General features: G+C 68.5%; 18 protein-coding genes. 7 read left to right on the top strand and 11 right to left on the bottom strand.

The window, feature by feature from the left end:
- Window positions 1–78: 78 nt before the first annotated feature.
- A complete protein-coding gene (locus tag NOCYR_RS03540) occupies window positions 79–729 on the top strand; it encodes a hypothetical protein (RefSeq protein ID WP_014348984.1) in 651 nt (216 codons plus the stop codon).
- A gap of 80 nt (window positions 730–809) precedes the next feature.
- On the opposite strand, the gene NOCYR_RS03535 is transcribed toward NOCYR_RS03540, so the two are convergent.
- From NOCYR_RS03535 to NOCYR_RS03515, 5 genes are all read right to left on the bottom strand, one after another.
- Window positions 810–992 (bottom strand): antitoxin, encoded by a 183-nt coding sequence (locus NOCYR_RS03535; protein ID WP_014348983.1) that lies wholly within the window; start codon window positions 990–992, stop codon window positions 810–812.
- Window positions 993–1,125: 133 nt separating this feature from the next.
- On the bottom strand, window positions 1,126–3,486 hold the full coding sequence (locus NOCYR_RS03530; protein ID WP_014348982.1) for an ATP-dependent DNA ligase: 2,361 nt from the start codon (window positions 3,484–3,486) through the stop codon (window positions 1,126–1,128).
- Between the two features lie 57 nt (window positions 3,487–3,543).
- Window positions 3,544–3,777: an antitoxin gene (locus tag NOCYR_RS03525; protein WP_014348981.1), complete on the bottom strand. Its 234-nt coding sequence runs from the start codon at window positions 3,775–3,777 to the stop codon at window positions 3,544–3,546.
- A gap of 37 nt (window positions 3,778–3,814) precedes the next feature.
- Window positions 3,815–4,957 carry an MBL fold metallo-hydrolase gene (locus NOCYR_RS03520; RefSeq protein ID WP_048833888.1) on the bottom strand — a complete coding sequence of 381 codons (1,143 nt, stop codon included), beginning with the start codon at window positions 4,955–4,957 and terminating at the stop codon, window positions 3,815–3,817.
- Window positions 4,957–5,682, bottom strand: a complete 726-nt coding sequence (locus tag NOCYR_RS03515) for an enoyl-CoA hydratase (protein ID WP_014348979.1) — start codon at window positions 5,680–5,682, stop codon at window positions 4,957–4,959. Before NOCYR_RS03515 ends, NOCYR_RS03520 begins: the two co-directional genes overlap by 1 nt.
- Window positions 5,683–5,994: 312 nt before the next feature.
- Between NOCYR_RS03515 and NOCYR_RS03510 the strand changes: the two genes are divergently transcribed.
- Entirely contained in the window at window positions 5,995–7,110 is a 1,116-nt protein-coding gene (locus NOCYR_RS03510) for an NAD(P)-binding domain-containing protein (RefSeq protein ID WP_048833887.1), read from the top strand.
- 79 nt (window positions 7,111–7,189) lie between these two features.
- Here the strand turns inward: NOCYR_RS03510 and NOCYR_RS03505 are convergent, their stop codons facing one another.
- On the bottom strand, window positions 7,190–8,044 hold the full coding sequence (locus NOCYR_RS03505) for an aldo/keto reductase (RefSeq protein ID WP_014348977.1): 855 nt from the start codon (window positions 8,042–8,044) through the stop codon (window positions 7,190–7,192).
- 100 nt (window positions 8,045–8,144) lie between these two features.
- On the opposite strand from NOCYR_RS03505, the gene NOCYR_RS03500 reads away from it, so the two are divergent.
- Both NOCYR_RS03500 and NOCYR_RS03495 read left to right on the top strand, forming a co-directional pair.
- Window positions 8,145–8,420, top strand: coding sequence for a helix-turn-helix transcriptional regulator (locus NOCYR_RS03500; protein ID WP_048832735.1), 276 nt, complete (start codon window positions 8,145–8,147; stop codon window positions 8,418–8,420).
- Window positions 8,417–8,959 carry a hypothetical protein gene (locus NOCYR_RS03495; RefSeq protein WP_014348975.1) on the top strand — a complete coding sequence of 181 codons (543 nt, stop codon included), beginning with the start codon at window positions 8,417–8,419 and terminating at the stop codon, window positions 8,957–8,959. Before NOCYR_RS03500 ends, NOCYR_RS03495 begins: the two co-directional genes overlap by 4 nt.
- Window positions 8,960–9,008: 49 nt before the next feature.
- Here the strand turns inward: NOCYR_RS03495 and NOCYR_RS03490 are convergent, their stop codons facing one another.
- From NOCYR_RS03490 to NOCYR_RS03470, 5 genes are read right to left on the bottom strand one after another with little or no spacing between them, the layout of a single operon-like run.
- The gene (locus NOCYR_RS03490) at window positions 9,009–10,595 is read right to left on the bottom strand and encodes an acetyl-coenzyme A carboxylase carboxyl transferase subunits beta/alpha (protein ID WP_048833886.1); all 1,587 of its coding nucleotides are present in this window, start codon (window positions 10,593–10,595) and stop codon (window positions 9,009–9,011) included.
- Window positions 10,595–11,197, bottom strand: coding sequence for a GTP-binding protein (locus NOCYR_RS03485; RefSeq protein WP_419538283.1), 603 nt, complete (start codon window positions 11,195–11,197; stop codon window positions 10,595–10,597). Before NOCYR_RS03485 ends, NOCYR_RS03490 begins: the two co-directional genes overlap by 1 nt.
- Window positions 11,178–11,552: a DUF742 domain-containing protein gene (locus tag NOCYR_RS03480; protein WP_014348972.1), complete on the bottom strand. Its 375-nt coding sequence runs from the start codon at window positions 11,550–11,552 to the stop codon at window positions 11,178–11,180. Before NOCYR_RS03480 ends, NOCYR_RS03485 begins: the two co-directional genes overlap by 20 nt.
- Window positions 11,553–11,559: 7 nt before the next feature.
- The gene (locus tag NOCYR_RS03475) at window positions 11,560–11,979 is read right to left on the bottom strand and encodes a roadblock/LC7 domain-containing protein (RefSeq protein ID WP_036533017.1); all 420 of its coding nucleotides are present in this window, start codon (window positions 11,977–11,979) and stop codon (window positions 11,560–11,562) included.
- Window positions 11,976–15,734: a sensor histidine kinase gene (locus tag NOCYR_RS03470; RefSeq protein WP_081505292.1), complete on the bottom strand. Its 3,759-nt coding sequence runs from the start codon at window positions 15,732–15,734 to the stop codon at window positions 11,976–11,978. The genes NOCYR_RS03475 and NOCYR_RS03470 overlap by 4 nt, the downstream gene beginning before the upstream one ends.
- Window positions 15,735–16,050: 316 nt before the next feature.
- On the opposite strand from NOCYR_RS03470, the gene NOCYR_RS03465 reads away from it, so the two are divergent.
- The 3 genes from NOCYR_RS03465 to NOCYR_RS03455 all read left to right on the top strand — a co-directional run bounded on the left by NOCYR_RS03465 (window position 16,051) and on the right by NOCYR_RS03455 (window position 19,407).
- The gene (locus NOCYR_RS03465; RefSeq protein WP_014348969.1) at window positions 16,051–18,123 is read left to right on the top strand and encodes an AMP-binding protein; all 2,073 of its coding nucleotides are present in this window, start codon (window positions 16,051–16,053) and stop codon (window positions 18,121–18,123) included.
- Window positions 18,124–18,230: 107 nt separating this feature from the next.
- Window positions 18,231–18,617, top strand: a complete 387-nt coding sequence (locus tag NOCYR_RS03460; RefSeq protein ID WP_014348968.1) for a hemophore-related protein — start codon at window positions 18,231–18,233, stop codon at window positions 18,615–18,617.
- A 70-nt stretch (window positions 18,618–18,687) separates the two neighbouring features.
- Window positions 18,688–19,407: a response regulator transcription factor gene (locus tag NOCYR_RS03455; protein WP_014348967.1), complete on the top strand. Its 720-nt coding sequence runs from the start codon at window positions 18,688–18,690 to the stop codon at window positions 19,405–19,407.
- Window positions 19,408–19,415: the final 8 nt, after the last annotated feature.

Genomic DNA, 19,415 nt, shown 5'->3' with positions numbered 1-19,415 from the left:
GTTCCGCGCGTGGGGCGGGGATGATTCACAACGCGTGGAGCGTTCGGTAGGGAACCTGATGAAGATGGGAACAACAGAATGATTTTCCGCAAAATCGCCGCGTTGGTGGTGCCAGTAGCGGCCGCCATCGTGGTCGGCGCAGGCACCACCCATGCTCAGCCGGCCGCGGCACCCGTACCCGACATCGGCTACGAGGCGAAGCTGGTCGGCGACCGCATCATCACCACGCTGACCGGGGGTACGTTCGAAGTCGCCGGTAATACGGTGAATATCAAGGACTCCGCGGGGAACACGGCGGTAAGTATGCCGCTGGCCTTCCGGCACGACGGACTGGAATTCCCGATGCCGCACATGGTGCGGGATGAGGGGCGCGTACTCGAGCTGACCGCCGTCAAGGATTACACGCGAGCCCGTCCGGTCCCGGTGACGCCGGTCGCCTCGCTCGAAGAGAACCAGCGGGCGCAGGATGCGTTCCTGGCTCAGTTCGGGATCGCTACGGCTGTCGGCGGATTCATCGGGTTGGCAATCGGCGCCGCAGTCGGGGCCATCGGATTCCTTGGTGGGGCTTTCGGGCTTGCCACGGTTCCGCTCGCCGCGGGCATCGGCAGCATCATCGGCACGCTGGTCGTCGGCGGTCCCGCGTTGATCATCGCGGGAATCGACCTCATCAACACTCTCAATGCCCCGCCGGGCACCACCAAGTGGATGGATCAGACCGGCACCAACTGATCAGGAACCCACCCGAACACAACACTGGGCCGATCGCGCACCCACGCGATCGGCCCAGTTCCGTTTGCTGACCGGAAATCTCAGCCCTGCTGCTTGCGCACGGCGTTCTTCGCGGCTTCCTGTGCGGTGTCGACCTTGTCGGCGTACTTGCCACCGGTCTTCTGGTCGACGATGTCACCGGCCTTGTCGATCACGGCATCGACCTTGTCGGCGTTCTTCGCCGCCAGGTCCATCGCCTTGTCGGCCAGGTTCTTGAAATCCACGTGCACTCCTCGGGTCGAGCCGCGTTCGAATCGCGATCACCATACCCGCGCGCACGGCCGCCGCCCGGGTACGACAGCTGCGATTGGATCACATCGGAGGCTGGTTTGCCCCCCCTGTTGCCGTGACCCGGTTTCAGTCGGCCCGCCCCAACCAGGCCGGATGCCACAGCCGCCCGCTGTCGGTCCAGTTCATGAATCGGACCGTGCCCGATATCTCCGGTGTCACCCAGGTCGCGTCCTTGGTTTCCTCGCGCGACATCTCGTTGACGAACGGGCTGGTCTTGCGGCGGCGGCGCTGCAGCCGTGTGGCGAGCGCGCGCATCTCGTCCTCGCTGAATCCGGTGCCGACTCGGCCGACGTAGATGAGTTTCCCGTTGTCGGGGATCCCGACCAGCAAAGAGGCGAACGGTCGCGCCGCGCTGCCCCGGTAGCCGCCGACGAGCACCTGCTGGGTTTGCCAGTTGCGCTGTTTGACCCAGGAGTGGCCGCGTTTGCCCGGCAGGTAGACCGAGTCCTTGCGCTTGGCGACGACACCTTCGGCACCCACCTCGAGGCTGGCGTTGAGCGCGTCTTCGCCGGTGCCCTCGAGCTGTGGCGGGACCGACAGCGCTGATGTCGTGGCGGCGAGCGCCTCGAGCACCCGGCGCCGGTCGCTGTAGCGTTTGCGGATCAGCGAGGTGCCGTCGAGGTAGAGCAGATCGAAGGCGACGAGTTCGGCGCGGCGGGTATCGGCCTGCAGCAGAGCCAGATTGGCGACACCGTTGTCGTCGAACACGACCGCTTCACCGTCGAGCACTACACGATGCCCGGCCAATTCCTCGGCCAAGGCGGCGATCTTCGGGTATCGGTCGGTGACGATATTGCCCGCCCGGCTGCGCAATGTGGGTGTGCCGTGGTCGAATTCGAGGATGAGCCGGTAGCCGTCCCATTTGGTTTCGAAGGCCCATTCCTTCGGATCCAGTTCGGCGACCTCGCCCGTGGTGGCGAGCATCGGCGCGAGCCCGCGGGGTAGGTCCGCACCACCAGATCGCTCGGGCACTTCGGCGGACTCTTTCGCCGCTCGCCGTCCATTGCCAGACGGCGCGGCCCCGTCACCTTCGGCCGGCTGCTCCTTCATGAGGTGCATCAGCCAGTTCTTGCCGCCGGTGCGGATCAGCGCGTATCGGCCGTGCAACCGTTCGCCGCGCATCACCACGATCACTTCGTCGTCGCGCCACTTCTCGGTCTCGTAGGTGCCCGAGTCCCAGATCGTCATGGTTCCGGCGCCGTACTCACCCTTCGGAATGGAGCCGTGGAAATCGAGGTACTCCAGCGGATGGTCCTCGGTGTGCACGGCGAGGCGGTTCTCCTTGGTGTCGGTGGGTGGGCCCTTCGGCACGGCCCACGACACCAGCACGCCGTCGCGTTCCAGCCGCACATCCCAGTGCAGGCGGCGGGCGTGATGCTCCTGGACGACGTAGCGGTTGCCGGGCCCGGGCGTCGGCGGGTGCGCGGGCACGGGTTCCGGCGTGCGCGCGGGGTCGCGCATGGACCGGTAGACGCTCAGCGGGTCCGGCCGGGAGGCACCGGCCTGCGAGATCGGCGGATCGAGCCCCGCCAACAGATCACCGTCGGCTTGGAAACGGGCCAGCACCTCGTCGAAGCGTAGGTGCCGCAACGATTCCCGGTCCTCGATCTCCGCCCAGCTGCGCGGCGCGGCAACGTTGGGCTGCGCGCGCCCGCGCATCGAGTACGGCGCGATGGTGGTCTTGGCCGGATTGTTCTGACTCCAGTCCAGGAAGACCTTTCCGGTGCGCACCTTCTTCGCCATCGTCGCCGTGACGAGTTCGGGATGCATTTTCTCCAGATTGGTGGCGACCTGCTTGGCGACGGTGGACGCACCGCCCGGGCTCAGCACCCGGTCCAGCGGCACATACAGGTGAATTCCCTTGCTACCACTGGTGACCGGGAACGCGCGCAACCCGATCCGGTCGACCATATCGCGCACCTCGAGCGCCACCGTGGCGCATTCGGCCAGCCCGGCGCCGGGGCCCGGATCGAGATCGAAGACCAGCCGGGTGGCCGGGCCCATGTGCTCGCCGTCGAAACGCCATTGCGGCACATGCACTTCCAGCGAGGCCTGCTGGCCGATCCAGGCCAGGCCGGCTTCGGAATCGATCAGCGGATAGGTGACGGTGCGGTCGGAATGGCGCATCGCCCGCCGGGGCAGCCAGTCGGGTGCATGTTCGGCGAGGTTCTTCTCGAAGAAGGAGGATTCCTCGACGCCATTGGGCCAGCGTTTCCGGGTGACCGGGCGGCCGGCCACATGCGGCAGCATGGCGGGGGCAATCGCGGTGTAATAGGCGATGACCTCGCCTTTGGTGGTCCCGGTCGCCGGGTAGAGCACCTTGTCGAGGTTGCTCAGTTCGATCCGAATGACGGGTTCGCCCGCCGCATCGCGGAAGCTGCGGCGCGACCCGTTGTCCGTGGCCCGGCGGCGGGAACCGGCGTTCATCCGGTTCCCGCGCTCGGCCTGCGGACAGTCATTGCCCTGCGGGCGGCGTCGGCGCGATCAGGCCTGCGGAGGCACCTGGCCGCCACCCGGCTGCTGACCCGGCTGCTCCGGCGGAACGACCTTCCTGGCGGCTTCCTTGCCCTTCTCGATCTTGTCGGAGTACTTGCCCTTCGTCTTCTGATCAATGAACTCGCCACCCTTGTCGATGGCTTGATTGATCTTGTCCGAATTCTTGGCCGCAGCCTCCTGACCCTTGCCGACCAGGCCCTTCAAGGTGTCCAACAGACTCATATGTCCTACGTCCTTCCTTGTGCCGTCGTTGAGGTGTTCACCCGATATCTTTCCACCACAACTGCCCGGACGGCAGGTCATCGGGATCCAGACGCTCCCCCGGCTTCGGAACCGCCACGATGGTGCCCGCCGCCCGCGCGGCCGTCACCATCCGCTGCACCGGCTCCGACCACCCGTGGAAGGCGAGATTGAACGTCGCCCAGTGGATCGGCACCAGCAGGCCGTGGGTGGGGTCGCCGGCGCACAGGTCGGCGTGCGCGCGCACCGCCTCCTCCGGGTTCATGTGCACATCGGTCCAGCGTTCGTCGTAGGCGCCGATCGGCAGCAGCGTCAGATCGAAGGGACCGAGCGTGGTTCCGGCCTCCGCGAAGGCCTTGGTGTAGCCGGTGTCGCCGCCGAAATAGACCCGGCGGGTCGGGCCGGCCAGCGACCACGACGCCCACAGCGTGGTGTTGCGGATCAGGCCGCGGCCGGAGAAGTGGCGCGCCTCCACACAGGTGATGGTCAGGTCTTCGCCGTCCCGGGCGCGACCCAGTTCGGACAGTGAAACCGAACCGCCCCAATCCAATTCGACGATCCGCTGATCGGGCACACCCCAGTGCCGCAGATGCGCACCGATGCCGACGGGCACCACGAACGGCGCGCTCTGCCCGGCCACCAGCGCCCGCACGGTGGCGGCATCGAGGTGGTCGTAGTGGTCATGGGAGATGATCACCGCGTCCACCGACGGCAGCTCCGACAGCGGCGCGGGCACCGGATGCAGCCGGGCCGGACCCACCAGCGGCGAGGGCGAGACCCGCTCGCTCCACACCGGGTCGGTGAGGATGCGGTAGCCGTCGACCTCGATCAACGCCGTCGCGTGCCCGTACCAGGTGACGGCCAGATCGGCGGCCTGCGCGGGCAGCTGCGGCGTCACCAGCGGCACCGGCCGCGCCGGGCGACCGGCATGACGCTGGGTGAGGAACGACCGCAGCAGCGACGGCGCCGCACCGGGCGCGATCTGGCTGCTGGGCTCGGTGTTGTGGAATTGGCGGTTGCGGTAGCTGGTGGAGCCCGTCGCATAGGGCTGGATGGCCGAGATGGAGGCGCCCATCGCCGTCGGCAGGCCCCACAGCGCCCGCGCCACCCAGGTGAGACCGAGCGCGCCCGCGGCCGTGGTGACGACTCGTCGCATCCGCATCATCGCCCCTGGAATTTCGCCGCGCGCTTCTCTTGCCTGGCCAGGCGGCCCTCCTGGGCGTCGGCGCTGGACCAGGCCGCTTCCAGCGCCTCACGCTGCTGGGCGTTCTCCGGGTCGCGGGTGCCGTCGTCGTTGAGCACCAGTTTGAGATGACGCAGCGACAGCGGCGCCAGTTCGGCGATGGACTTGGCCCAGGCCTGCGCGTCGTCGAGGGTGCCGATCCGGTTGGCGAAGCCGAAGCCGTAGGCGTCCTCGGCCGACACCGACTCCGCACCCAGCAGGATGGTGCGGGCCGGGCCGCCGCCGATCAGCGAGACCAGCCGGCGCACCGTCCAGCGGTCGACGCTGATGCCCAGCTTGGCGGCGGGAATGGCGATGTACGAATCCGGTTCGAGCACCCGCAGATCCGAAGCCAGCGCCAGCTGCACACCCGCACCGAGGGCGGCGCCGTTGATCGCCGAGATCACCGGAACCGGCGCCGATTCGATAGTGTGCAGCATCTCCAGCAGCCGGTCGAGGAACTCCTCGGAATACACCCCGCCGAGATCGGCGCCGGCACTGAAGATCGGCCCTCGTCCGGTGAGCACGATGACCCGTGCCTGTTCGGCCGCATCGAGCACCGCATCACGCAGCTGCGTGACCAGCTCGATGTTCAGGGCGTTGCGGCGCTGTTCGCGCTGTAATTCGATGGTGACGACGTCACCATCGCGGCTGACACCGAGCATGCTTCCTCCCCAGCTGAACGAATTCCGACTGTTGCGTTCATGCTGCCACAGGAGCTGACACAGTCCGGGCGCGGCGCGAATGTGCGCGGTCACAGACGGGCCGATCCGCGCCTCCGAGGACATGACCCGGGTCGGGCGCGCGACGGACGCGAAGGCGCGCAAGTGCAGCGTCACGGCGAGACCACAGCCGGCCGCAGGTGCACGGTCCGCAGATCGCGCGCGGCCCGGCGAACCGCGCGCATGCATACGATCGGAACTGTGCTGTCCGATCAGACGACGTCCTCCGGCGAACGCGATGCCGACCCGACCGCGGTGGATTACCCGATCCTGGTGATCGGCGCCGGGCAGGCCGGGTTGTCGGCGGGTTATCACCTGCGCAGGCGCGGGCTGGAGCCCGAACGCGACTTCCTGATCGTTGATCACGCGCCCGGCCCGGGTGGCGCCTGGCAGTTCCGCTGGCCCTCGCTGACGTTGACCACGGTGAACCGGGTGCACGATCTACCGGGGATGTCGTTCGCGGAGACCCTGCCCGACGGCTCGGAGTCGGCTCCCGCGGCGACCGCCGTCCCGCGCTACTACGAGCTCTACGAAAAGCGGTTCGACCTGCGGGTACGGCGGCAGGTGACGGTCAAGGTCGTCTGCGATCGCCGGGCGCACGATGACAATCCGGCCGAGTCCACCGATCGCGGCGGTGTGCTGCACGCGGAAACCGATTCGGCGGGCACCATCCGGGTCCGTGGCCTGATCAACGGCACCGGCACCTGGGAGCATCCGTTCATCCCGCGCTATCGGGGCGCGGAAACCTTCGCCGGACGTCAGCTGCACACGCGCGACTATCAGACCGCGGACGAGTTCGCGGGCAAGCATGTCGTGGTGGTCGGCGGCGGCATTTCGGCGGTACAGCTGCTCGACGAGATCTCCCAGGTCACCACGACCACCTGGGTGACCCGCACGGAACCGAAGTTCCGGGAGACCCCGTTCGCCGAGGACGACGGGCGGCGCGCGGTCGCCATCGTGGAAGACCGGGTGCGGCGCGGACTGCCGCCCGGTTCGGTGGTGTCGGTGACCGGCCTGCCGCTCGACGACCGGCTGCGCGCGGCCCGCGATCGCGGCGTCCTGCACCGGCTGCCGATGTTCGATCACATCGAACCCGACGGTGTGCGCTGGGCCGACGGGACGTTCCAGCCCGCGCAGGTCATCCTGTGGGCGACCGGATTCCGCAGCGCGCTCGACCATCTCGCGCCGCTGCGGCTACGCGGACCGGGCGGCGGCATCACCATGACCGGACGGCTGGCCACCCAGGTCGCGGTGGATCCGCGCATTCACCTCATCGGGTACGGGCCCTCGGCCAGCACCATCGGCGCCAATCGGGCCGGGCGGGCGGCAGCGGTCGAGTTGGCGGCCTATCTGGGCGTGGGCAGCCGCTAGCCGACGCCATCCGGAGCGCACCGGCCAGGCGAGACCGGGCCCGGGAGCCAGCGGTTGGCCACCGCGCGGGTGGCAGCTGCTAGTCCAGACCGGCAGCGAAGGTCGACGGATCCGGGCCGACGCGGCCGCCGTCGTCGAGGGCGCTGATCGCCGCCATCTGCTCACCGGACAGTTCGAAGCCGAACACATCGAAGTTCGACACGATCCGCGACGGCGTCACCGACTTCGGGATGACGATATTGCCCAGCTGCAGATGCCAGCGGATGATCACCTGCGCCGGGGTGCGGTCGAGCTCGCCGGCGATTTCGGTGATCACCTTGTGGTCGAGCAGCGTGCCCTGGCCGAGCGGGCTCCACGCCTCGGTCGCGATCGCATGCTCGGCGTGGTATTCGCGCAGCTCACGCTGGGTGAGACGGGGATGCAACTCGATCTGGTTGACCGCGGGGATCTCGCCGGTCTCCCCGATCACCCGCTCCAGATCCGGGATCCGGAAATTCGAGACCCCGATCGAACGCACCCGGCCGTCGGCCTTGAGGGCCTTGAACGCCTTGAAGGTGTCGACGAAGCGATCCGCGGACGGCGCGGGCCAGTGGATCAGATACAGATCGAGGTAGTCCAGGCCCAGCCGCTGCATGCTGGCGTCGAAGGCGCGCAGCGTGGAGTCGTAGCCCTGTTCGGAGTTCCACAGCTTGGTGGTCACGTAGATCTCGTCGCGCGGGATGCCGGACTGGCGGATGGCCCGGCCGGTTCCCTCCTCGTTGCCGTAGATCGCCGCGGTGTCGATGCTGCGGTACCCGGCCTCCAAGGCGGCCGTGACCACGGGAAAGACATCGTCGGCCGGAACTTGGAACACCCCGAACCCGAGCTGCGGGATCACGTTCCCGTCGTTCAGCACGATCGAGGGAATGGCGCAGGTCTCGCTTCTGAAGGTCACGGATTCGACCGTAGAAGCGCCGGGCGCCATGGTCAACGAGCAGCCGGTACGTGTTGACTCACGCTTGACAGGATGTTGGGTTTTCCCAACAATGTGTTGTGTGAGCCCAGTAAGAAGAGGGGAAACCCTCCCGATCTACAACCGGATCGCGGTGCTGCGTGCCGAGCATCGAATGAGCCGGGCCGCGCTGGCCGAGGAGGTGAACGTCAACGTGCAGACCATCGGGGCGCTCGAACGCGGCGACCACTATCCGAGCCTCGACCTGGCCCTGCGCATCTGCGACGTGTTCGACCTGCCCGTCGAGGCCGTCTTCTCGCGCACCGAGTTCGGCCCGCTGTCGGCCGAGCTCTACTCCCGGACGAAAGGACAGAAATGACCCACGCCACCACCGGTCTGCTCGACCGCTACCAGGAATATCGAGTCCGTCGCTGGCTGGTCCAGGAGGAGCGGACGGCCGGCCTGCTGCCCGGTTGGCGCACGCGGCGACGGCGGCGCCTGCTCGTCGTCATCGTGGCGGCGGCGTTGCTCGTGCTCGCGGTGGCCGGATTGCTGTGCGCATTCGGCGTGAATATGGCCGCACTGGCCACCCTGCCCGCCGCGGTGGTGTTCATGATCGCCTGGGTCATGCTGCGCATCGCTTCCAATCGTCAGGACCACGCGCCCGAGGAAGTGCTCGATGAGCTGGAGATCACCGAACGCAACAAGGCGCACTCAGCCGGCCTGTCGCTGACCCAGATGCTCACCCTGCCCCCGCTGCTGTTCCTGATCTTCTCCGGTGCGCTGCTCCCCGAGGCCGACTCCTTCCGCACCGCGTATGCCGGGGGCGTGATGATGCTCGCGGCACTGCTCGCCGGTGGATGCGCGCCGGCGATGATCCTGGGGTGGAATCGGCCTGACCCCGAACCGGAGAGCTGAGAGCGCGTCGGACGCGATGTCGGTCGGCGCGAATCGAGCCCGTCGAAGGTCAATCCGCGCGCGGGAGGCCGAGGCGGCGGTAACGCAGGTGCCGGGCGGCTCGCAGCTCATCCAGCGGCATAGCACGAAGTCCGGCCAGCTCGGAGCCGATGGCGGCGACCATGCGGCGGGCGAACTCGATGGGTTCGTCTGCCGCATCCGGCTTTTCGGCGACGATGCGGTCGACGATCCCGGCGGCCCGCAGGTCGGCAGCCCGGATGCCTTGGGAGCGGGCCAGTTCCGGAGCGTGGCCGGTATCGCGATGCACGATCGCACTCGCACCCTCCGGCGGCAGCGGGGCGAGCCAGCCGTGCGTCGCGGCCAGCACCCGGTCGGCCGGCAGCAGGGCCAGCGCGCCGCCGCCGGTGCCCTGGCCGAGCAGGACCGAGATGGTGGGAGTATCCAGCGTGACGAGATCGGAGATGCACCGCGCGATCTCGGGAGCCAGCCCCCGCTCCTCGGCCTCCTTCGACAGCGCCGCGCCGACGGTATCGATCACCAGCACCAACGGCACCCCCAACTCCTGCGCCAGCTGCATACTGCGCCGCGCCTCCCGCAACGCCGCCGGCCCCATGGTGTTCTCCCCCACCTGCCCGGCCCGGTCGTGACCGAATACGACGCAGGGCTGACCGCGGAATCGCGCCAAGGCCAGCACCACCGTCCGGTCGGTCTCGCCCTGGCCGGTGCCGCTGAGCGGAACCCGTTGCGTCACATGGCGTAGCAGTTCACGGAGACCGGGGCGGTCGGAGCGGCGGGAGCTCAGCACCGACTGCCAAGCATCCTCAGCAGCTTGATTCCCCAGCGCGGCACCACTCGAGTCGATGCCAAGCGAGCCGAGCGGCGAAACAGGCGGCGCCGCATCGGGATCCGGCACCCCGCTCAGCACACTCAACGCCCGATGCGCGATCCGCCGGAAGACCGAAAGCCCCACGACCCCGTCGATGACGCCGTGCCGGTACAAATTCTCCGCCGTCTGCACACCGCTCGGAAACGGCTGGTCATAAAGGGCCTGATACACCCGCGGCCCGAGGAAGCCGATCATGGCGCCGGGCTGGGCGAAGGTCATGTGGCCCAGTGATCCCCAGGAGGCGAAGACGCCGCCCATCGTCGGGTCGCGCAGATACACCAGATAGGGATAACCGGCCGATTTGTGTGCGGCGACCGCACCGGCGATCTTGACCATCTGCACGAAAGCGACGGTGCCCTCTTGCATTCGGGTACCGCCGGAGGTCGGTGAGGCGATCAGCGGCAGGCCGAGATCGGTCGCCCGCTCGACAGCGGTGACGATGCGTTCGGCCGCCGCAACACCGATCGAACCCGCGAGAAAGCCGAACTCGCAGGCGATCACGGCTACCCGGCGGCCGCGCAGCAGGCCTTCGCCGGTGCGCACCGATTCATCGGTACCGGCGCGTTCCGCCGCAGCGCGCAGCTCATCGCGATAGCGCGGGGACGCGTCCACGGCCAGTGGTGGCCGGTCCCAGCTGCGGAACGTGCCCGGATCGAGCAACGCTTCGAGGAATTCGGCGGCGCAGATCCTCCCCGATCCCGCGCCGTCGCCTACCGACGAACCGCTGCGTCGCTGCCCGCCGGCGCCGATCAATAGCCCTGCATCACCTTGCGCAGCGCGTATTCGGTGAGCGCCACCAGCGCCTGCTTGGCCGGTTCGCGGCGGCGGGCGTCGATGGACATGATCGGCACATCACCGGAGACGGCCAGCGCCTGCCGGATGTCCTCGATCGGGTAGCGGGGCGCGTCGTCGAACTCGTTGAGCGCCACCAGGAACGGCAGGTTGCGCGCTTCGAAGTAGTCGACGGCGGCGAAGCTGTCTTCCAGCCTGCGGGTGTCGACCAGCACCACAGCGCCGATGGCACCGCGGATCAGGTCGTCCCACATGAACCAGAAGCGGTACTGGCCGGGCGTACCGAATAGGTACAGGACGAGGTCGTCCGCGAGGCTGATGCGGCCGAAGTCCATCGCCACCGTGGTGGTCGATTTCATCGGAATGCCGGTCAGATTATCGATTCCGGCACTCGCGTTGGTGACCAACGCTTCGGTGCGCAGCGGAACGATCTCCGAGACGGCGCCGACCAATGTCGTTTTACCCACACCGAAACCACCCGCGACCACAATCTTGGCCGAACCCGGCTTGGCGGTACGGGTATCGACCTGCGCCGTCGAATCAAATACGCCGGAGTCCACTGAGAACCCTTTCGATCAGCTCGCGACGTTCATCGTCGCTGGAGTCGTCTTTCAATGTGGCCGAAACGCGAACGTGCCCCGCTTCGATGAGATCTGCCACGAGCACACGCGCCACCCCGATGGGTATACCCAATCGAGCCGCAACTTCAGCCACGGACGGCGATTCTCTGCACAACTCCACGATGGACGTTTCGATGTTGGTCAGTTCGAACTGCCGCTCGAGGGCGACCGGATGCGATGCGACGAGGGCCTCCAGCGCGAGCTCGACCTTGGGCCGGGTACGGCCCGCGGTCAGCGAATACGGGCGGACGAGGCTGGGCTCGGCGCTCCCCACACCATGATCTTCTATGTCCATCCCACCATCAGGAACCCATCGTGACGCGTGGAGTGGCCTGAACTGTCTGGCCAACACGCTCGACCAACAACGCCATCTCGTAACCCACCTGACCGATGTCACACGAGGTGTTGGTCAGGACCGCAAGGTACGAGCCGTCGCCGACGGCCATCAGCAAGAGGTAGCCGTGCTCCATCTCGACCACGGACTGCAGGACGGTGCCGCCTTCGAACAGGTTCGACACACCCACCGACAGGCTGGCGAGCCCGGCGGTGACGGCCGATAGCTGTTCGGCACGATCGACCGGCAGCTGCGCGCTCGCGGCCATCAGCAGACCGTCGGCCGAGACCAGCACGGCATGGGCTACGCCAGGAACCTCGTTGGCGAAGTTCGAAACCAGCCAATCCAGCTGACGGTTCGTACCACTACCACCTAGATCGGGGTTCATCGGTCTCCTTTGTCTCCGGTTAGGTTCATTGCCTTCATTGCACGGCCATCCCGAACGCCCTGCTGGTGACGACTCAAGCTGGACCGAATCGATTCGGGGTCGCGCCTCGGTGCCCGATCCACGGCGCCGCTGACGGCGCCGGGCACCAGACGTCCACCCGGATTACGCTGCGGCAGACCGGCTGCCGTGGTGGCGGTGGGCTTCGCTTCGCTGGCCCGCTGTGCTGCCTGCCAGCCTTCGTCACCGGGTGATTCGAAGGAAGCGGCGGTCTGGGATCGGTCCGAGTTCGGATCCGCGAGCCAGGCCGACATCATCTCGGCGAAGATCGGCGTTCCGCCCATCACCGAGCCGCTTTCCTCGGCCGGCTGCAACCGGGTCTGGAAGAACGACGCCGTGCGCTCCGGGTTGGCCCGGTAGCTGTGCCTGCCGCGATCGCGGCCGGCGTCGCCGGAGCCGTTGGATTCCCCGGACTCGCCGGCGGGGCGAGCGCTGTCGCGCTGCGGCAGACCGACACCCGGCGCGTTCTCGATCCGCGGCGGCAGGCCGTTGCCCGGCTGACGCTGCGGTAGGCCACCGGGGCCGGTCGAACGCGAGGGCAGTTCGGTCTGACGCTGTGGTAGTTCGGTGGTCGAACGCTGGGGTAGATCCATCTGTCGCTGGGGTAGCTCCGTGTGACGCGGGTTGGCCTCCGGTCGGCGCGGGGCCGCCGTCGGCTGCGCGCTGCCGTTGGCCGCGGCACCGGCGGCCTGCATCTCACCGGACTGCGCCGCCGCGGGCTGACGCTGCGGCAGACCGGACTGACCCGGCCCACGCTGCGGCAGACCACTCGGGCCGCCCTCACGCGGCGCGGGGCCGTTCTGACCGGGCCCACGCTGCGGCAGACCGCCCGCCGCACGCTGCGGGAGTCCGCCCGCCTCACGCTCGGGCAGACCGCCGGCTTCGCGCTGAGGCATATCGTTCGCGGCGGACTCACGCTGGGGCAGACCACCTGCAGCAGGTTCACGCTGCGGCAACCCGCTCGCACCCGACTCACGCTGCGGCAATCCGCCGGCCTCACGCTGGGGCAGACCACCCGCGGCAGGCTCACGCTGCGGGAGACCACCGGCGGCAGGCTCACGCTGCGGCAGCCCACTCGGACCAGCCTCACGCTGCGGCAACCCACCGGCAGCAGGCTCACGCTGCGGCAAGCCACTCGGGCCCGCCTCACGCGGCGCCAAACCGCTCTGCCCGGGCTCGCGCTGCGGCAAACCAGCGCCCGGCCCGGCCTGACCCGGCTGACGCTGCGGCAGCCCACTCGGACCACGCTGCGGCAGACCGCCGTTCGCACTGGGCTGCGCGGCCGGACCGGCCTCACGCTGGGGCAGCCCGCCACTCGGCTGCGGCACCCCGTTGGAACCCGGCTGACGCTGCGGCAAGCCGGTGTTCGGATCGCGCGGCGGCGGCGTGGCGGCCGGGCGCTCGGCCTGCGGCCCACCCGGACGCGGCGGCACCGGGCCGCCGGGAACGACATTGCGCTTGGGCATGGCCGCGGCGGCGAGCTTGCCGCGTTGCGGGCCGGTGCCCTGCTGCTGCCCCGGCGCGGGACGCAGGGTGGCACCGGACTGCTCGGCCTCACCGCGCAGACCCGAGGCCATCGCCGAACCGGGCTGACGCTGCGGCAGACCACCACCGGCGGTGGCGGCCGCACCGGCCGCGGCCGCGCGATCCTCGGCACTGGCCGGGATCGGACCGCTCACGCCGGGATCGACGGTGACCATCATGTTGCCGCCGGGAGTGCGGCTGACCGAGCGCATCTGCATCGACGACGGCGCCGAGGGCCGCTGCATACCACCGGGCGGGGTCGGCGACGGCTGCGGAACCAGCGGACCGGAGCCGCTCTTGTCGGCGACGATCAGACCCACCGGCACATGCACGGTGACGGTGACGCCCGGGTCGCGCGCGGTGTCGAAGGTCGGACGCAGCCGCACGGTGAGCCCGTGCCGCTCGGCCAGCCGGCCGACCACGAACAGACCCATGTGGCGGGCGGTGTCGGGGCCGGGTTCGGCGGTGGCTTCGAGCCTGCGGTTGATCTCGGCCATCTCGGTGGGCGGCATACCGATACCGCGGTCGGCGACCTCGATGAGCAGGCCCTGATCGTGCGCCTGGGCGAAGGTGAACTTCACATCGGTTTCCGGCGGCGAGGCCCGCAGCGCGTTGTCGAGCAGCTCGGCGAACAGGTGCGCGAGATCGGAGGCGGCCGGTTCCTTCAGCGAACCCCGCGGGGTGGCGCCCAGCTTGACCCGCTCGTAGTCCTCGACCTCGGAGATCGCGGCACGCAGCACGTCGGCGATCTCGACCGGCGCGGACTTGGCCCGGCGCTGTTTGGTACCGGCCAGGATCAGCAGGTTGTCGCCGTTTCGGCGCATAAGCGCGGCGAGGTGGTCGAGCCGGAAGAGGTTCTCCAGCAGGCGCGGGTCCTTCTCGTCGTACTCCATCGCCTCGATCAGCGTGAGCTGATGGTCGACCAGCGACTTGGAGCGGCGAGCCAAGGTCTCGAACATGTCGTTGACCTGCGAGCGCATCTGCGCCTGATCACTGGCCAGGCGCAGCGCCTGGCCGTGGATGTCGTCGACGGCGCGGGCCAGCTGACCGATCTCCTCCTCGGAGCGGATCGGCATCGGCTCCAGCGGCACTTCCTCCGGCGAGGCGCCGTTACGCAGCTGGGCCACCTCGTGCGGCAGATCGCTCTCGGCGACGCGCAGCGCGGCCAGGCGCAGGCGGTGTAGCGGCACGATCATCGACCGGGCCACGAACACCGCGAGCAGCAGCGCGGCCAGGATGGTCAGCAGCACCACGACGCTGTACATGATGGCGTCGGAGCGGGCGTTGTCGGCGAGATCGCGCACGCCGCTGACGATGTCGTCGGTGGAGAAGGCGACCAGTGCCTCGGTGGTGTCGAGGCTGGACAGGATCGACTGCCGGGCCTCACCCAGCGGCAGCTGCCCGGACTGGGCCTGCGGGCCGGTGAGCATGCCCTCACGGGCTTCGATCCCGGTGCGCAGATCGTTGATGTTGCGGTCGTCGGCGGGGAAGCGCTCGGCGAGCAGGCCGAGCAGCGCACGCTCGGTATTGGTGGCGACCAGGTAGGTCTGCGTCCCCTCCTCGCGGTCTTGCAGATACACCGCGAGACCGACGACCTCGCCGAGCATGGTGGCGCGCATGTTGAGCGCGTCGACCAGGCGCAGCTTGGCCGCATCGATGTTCGGGTCGCTGACCTGGGCCACGATCTGCTCGACCGCCTCGACACCGTTGCTGCGGTATCGGTCGATCTGGTCTCGGGCCGCCAGCGGCGGCAGCGTCGTGGGGGCCAGCCCCTGCGCGCGCACCTGCTTGGCCTGATCGAGCATCTCCTGCAAGGGCTGCTGCGCACTCGGCAGATCGGCGAGTTCACCGATGGCGTCTTCGGCGGCGGTGATCGCCTTGTCCAGGTCGACCAGGTTCTCCTCGGTGACCAGCGACCGGCCACCGATATTGATGACCTGCGAACCCGCGACGGTCGAGGTCGCGGCACTCAGACCGGTGACGACCGGAATGACCTCGACGTTGTCGGCGGCGGAGGCCAGGCGATTGGCCTCGCTCCACTCGGACGAAATCTTGGACACGCCGAGTCCGACCGCGACCGCCAGCGGCACGGCGAGAACCGCCGTAACCTTCCAGCGCAGGTCCCAGTTGCTGAGCGCCCAGCGCTTTCTGCCGGACCTAGCGGCGTCACGCATCTCCCACTCACTTTCCAAACTGGCCCCAGCCACGCGCCATCAGCGGAACCTCAACAATCGCATGCTGGCTCGACAGACAGTGCTGGCCGAGATCTGCGGCTGGCCGAGAAATTGCGTCTTCGACGGACCGAATAAGTGACATCAGATTCTAACGGATCAATAACTTCTTGGTTGACCCCGCATCGGCACTCGCCCAGTGACCAGCCTGTTCCAGGCAAAACCAAAGGTCGCGGCACCCACCCGGGCGTCGCGTGAAGTCTGCCACAATCGTGCTGATCTATCGAGCGGGCATCGAAGCGAGGCTAGGGAGCACGGGTTGAACGCGAGGAACGAGTACCGACCGGTCTACCAGACCAGCCTCGTCGATCCCGCCGAGTTCTGGGCCCATGCTGCCACCGCCATCGACTGGGAGGTACCCCCGGAGCAGGTGATCGACACCACGGCCAAGCCCGCGGCCCGCTGGTTCCCCGACGCCACGCTCAACACCTCGTTCAACGCGCTCGACCGGCACGTCCGGGAACTGCCCGAAGGTTCCGACGGCGCCGGCGGCCGAGCCGACCAGCCCGCCCTCATATACGACTCGGCTATGACGGGTAACAGAGGGGTATACAGCTACGCCGAGCTGTTGACCGAAGTGTCACGCTTCGCGGGTGCGATGTCACGACTCGGTGTCGCCAAGGGCGATCGGGTGGTGATCTACCTGCCGATGATCCCCGAGGCCGTGATCGCCATGCTGGCCTGCGCGCGGATCGGAGCGGTGCATTCGGTGGTCTTCGGCGGGTTCGCCGCGCCCGAACTGGCCGCCCGGATCGATGACGCCGAGCCGGTGCTGATCATCACCGCCTCCGGTGGGCTGGAGCCCGGGCGGCGGATCGAATATCCGCCGATCGTCATGCAGGCGCTGGACCTCGCCCAGACGACGGCGCCGCGCAACGTCATCGTCAAGCAGCGTGCCGCCTTCCCGACCATCCCGTTCCCGGCGCCGCAGCCCGCCACCGAATCGCTGCCGAGCTCGGCCGACACCGTGGCCGCGCGCTGGATGGACTGGGAGGAAGCGGTACGGGACGCGCCACTGGCCGAGCCGGTGACCGTCGCCGCGACCGATCCGCTCTACATTCTCTACACCTCCGGCACCACCGGCCGTCCCAAGGGCGTGGTCCGCGACAACGGCGGGCACGCGGTGGCGCTGAGCTGGTCGATGCGCAATATCTACGACGTCGGGCCTGGTCAGGTGATGTGGGCGGCCTCCGATGTGGGCTGGGTGGTCGGCCACTCCTACATCGTCTACGCGCCGCTGCTGGTCGGCGCCACCACGCTGCTCTACGAGGGCAAGCCGATCGGCACCCCGGACGCCGGCGCCTTCTGGCGGGTGGTCGCCGAATACGGGGTGCACGTGCTGTTCACCGCGCCGACCGCGCTGCGCGCCATCCGCCGTGCCGACCCCGAGGCCACGCTGGCCCACACCTACGACCTGTCCTCGCTGCGGGCGCTGTTCTGCGCGGGCGAGCGGCTGGATCCGACGACCTACGAATGGGCGGTCGATACCCTGCTGGCCGACCGTCCGGACTGCCCGGTGGTCGACCACTGGTGGCAGACCGAAACCGGCTGGCCGATCTGCGCCAATCCGCTGGGGTTGCAACAGCTGCCGATCAAGCCCGGCTCGGCCTCGGTGCCGGTGCCCGGGTACCGGCTGCGGGTGCTGGACTCCAACGGCAATCCGGTGGCGGCGAATGTCGAGGGCAATATCGTCATCGGGTTGCCGCTGCCGCCGGGCGCGCTGAGCGGGCTGTGGCACGACGACGAGCGGTACCAGCGTTCGTATCTGTCCGCCTATCCCGGCCACTACCTCACCGGCGACTCCGGTTACTTCGACGATGACGGCTATCTGTTCGTGCTCGGCCGCAGCGACGATGTGATCAATATGGCCGGGCATCGGCTGTCGGCGGGCAGCATCGAGGCCGCGATCGCCGGTCACGAGGCGGTGGCCGAATGCGCGGTGATCGGGCTGCCCGACGAACTCAAGGGGCAGCGGCCGATCGCGTACGTGGTGCTGAAGACCGGCGTCGAGGTGGACAAGGAGCAGCTGAAGGAGGAGCTGATCCAGCGGGTACGCGAGCAGATCGGCGCCATCGCGACCCTGCACGATGCCGTGGTCGTGGCGGGGCTGCCGAAGACCCGGTCGGGCAAAATCCTGCGCAAGACCATCCGGCAGATCACCGCCGGTGAGGAATACGAGGTCCCATCCACGATCGAGGACCCGGCCGTGCTTGTTGCGCTGGAAGATCAGATCCTGGCCGCGCAGCCCGAACTGTTCACCAGCCGCCCCGGCAACGGCGACGGCAATGGCAACGGGGAGGTCGTGCCGGATTCGAATCCGGTCGCCCCGTAACGGATCTGCTCGGCTCCTCAGAGTTTTCACAGGAACGGTTCACACGCGTGCCAGCACCGGGCAATACCGTCGAGGCGTCCGTCACCGATCTTGTAGGAGGCAGCAATATGAAACGTTTTCGTGGCAAGGCCACCCTCGCGGCACTCACCGTGGCCGGGGCCGCCACCGTGTCCGCCTTCCTCAGCCCGGCCATCGCGTCCGCGGGCCCGATGGAGCTGGCGGCGCCGCTGCTGGAATCGGATTGTTCGTTCGCCCAGGTCGACGCCGCGCTGCACGATCAGGCACCGCAGCTGGCCGCGATGCTGGACGCCAACCCGGAGATCAAGGCCGAACTCCAGGCCAAGTTCGATCAGCCGGTCGAACAGCGTCGCGCCGAACTCCAGCGCTACCTCGACGAGAACCCCGAGGCCGCCCAGCAGGCCCAGAACGACCCGCGCGCGGCGGGCGTGAGCCAGACCATCCAGAAGGTCGCCGACACCTGCAAGAACTACTGAGCGCAGCGGTGCTCACGCCCGTCAACCCGGCGAGCGTCGTGACCGGGGCGAGCCGGGAATCGACGGCAGAATGAACGACGTGAGCGCCGATCGCACAACGAACCCGACCGTCCTCGTCGTCGACGACGACGAGGACGTGCTCGCCTCGGTGGAGCGCGGGCTGCGCCTGTCCGGCTTCCAGGTCCTAGTCGCCCGTGACGGTGGTGCGGCCCTGCGCGCGGTCAACGAGCACTCCCCCGACGCCATCGTGCTCGATATGAATATGCCGGTGCTCGACGGCGCCGGGGTGGTGACCGCGCTGCGCGCCATGGGCAACGAGGTCCCGATCTGTGTGCTCAGTGCCCGCAGTTCGGTCGACGACCGGATCGCCGGGCTGGAATCGGGCGCCGACGACTATCTGGTGAAGCCGTTCGTGCTGGCAGAGCTGGTGGCGCGGATCAAGGCGTTGCTGCGCCGGCGCACCGACACCCCCGCCGCCGCCACACCGGGCGCGGTGACCGTCGGGCCGCTGGAGGTGGATGTCGCCGGGTATCGCGCGCTGTTGCACGGCCGCGAAATCGACCTGACCAAGCGGGAATTCGAACTGCTGTCCACGCTGGCCCGCAATGCCGGGGTGGTGCTGAGCCGGGAACGGCTGCTGGAGCTGGTGTGGGGTTACGACTTCGCCGCCGACACCAATGTGGTGGATGTGTTCGTCGGGTATCTGCGGCGCAAGCTCGAGGTGGAAGGGACGCCGCGGTTGCTGCACACGATTCGCGGGGTGGGGTTCGTATTGCGGGCGCCGAAATGAGTGATCGA

The sequence above is a fragment of the Nocardia cyriacigeorgica GUH-2 genome (assembly GCF_000284035.1).
Lineage (GTDB): Bacteria > Actinomycetota > Actinomycetes > Mycobacteriales > Mycobacteriaceae > Nocardia > Nocardia cyriacigeorgica_B.
Note: the sequence above shows the minus strand (reverse complement) of the source record. Positions and strands in the feature narration are given on the sequence as shown.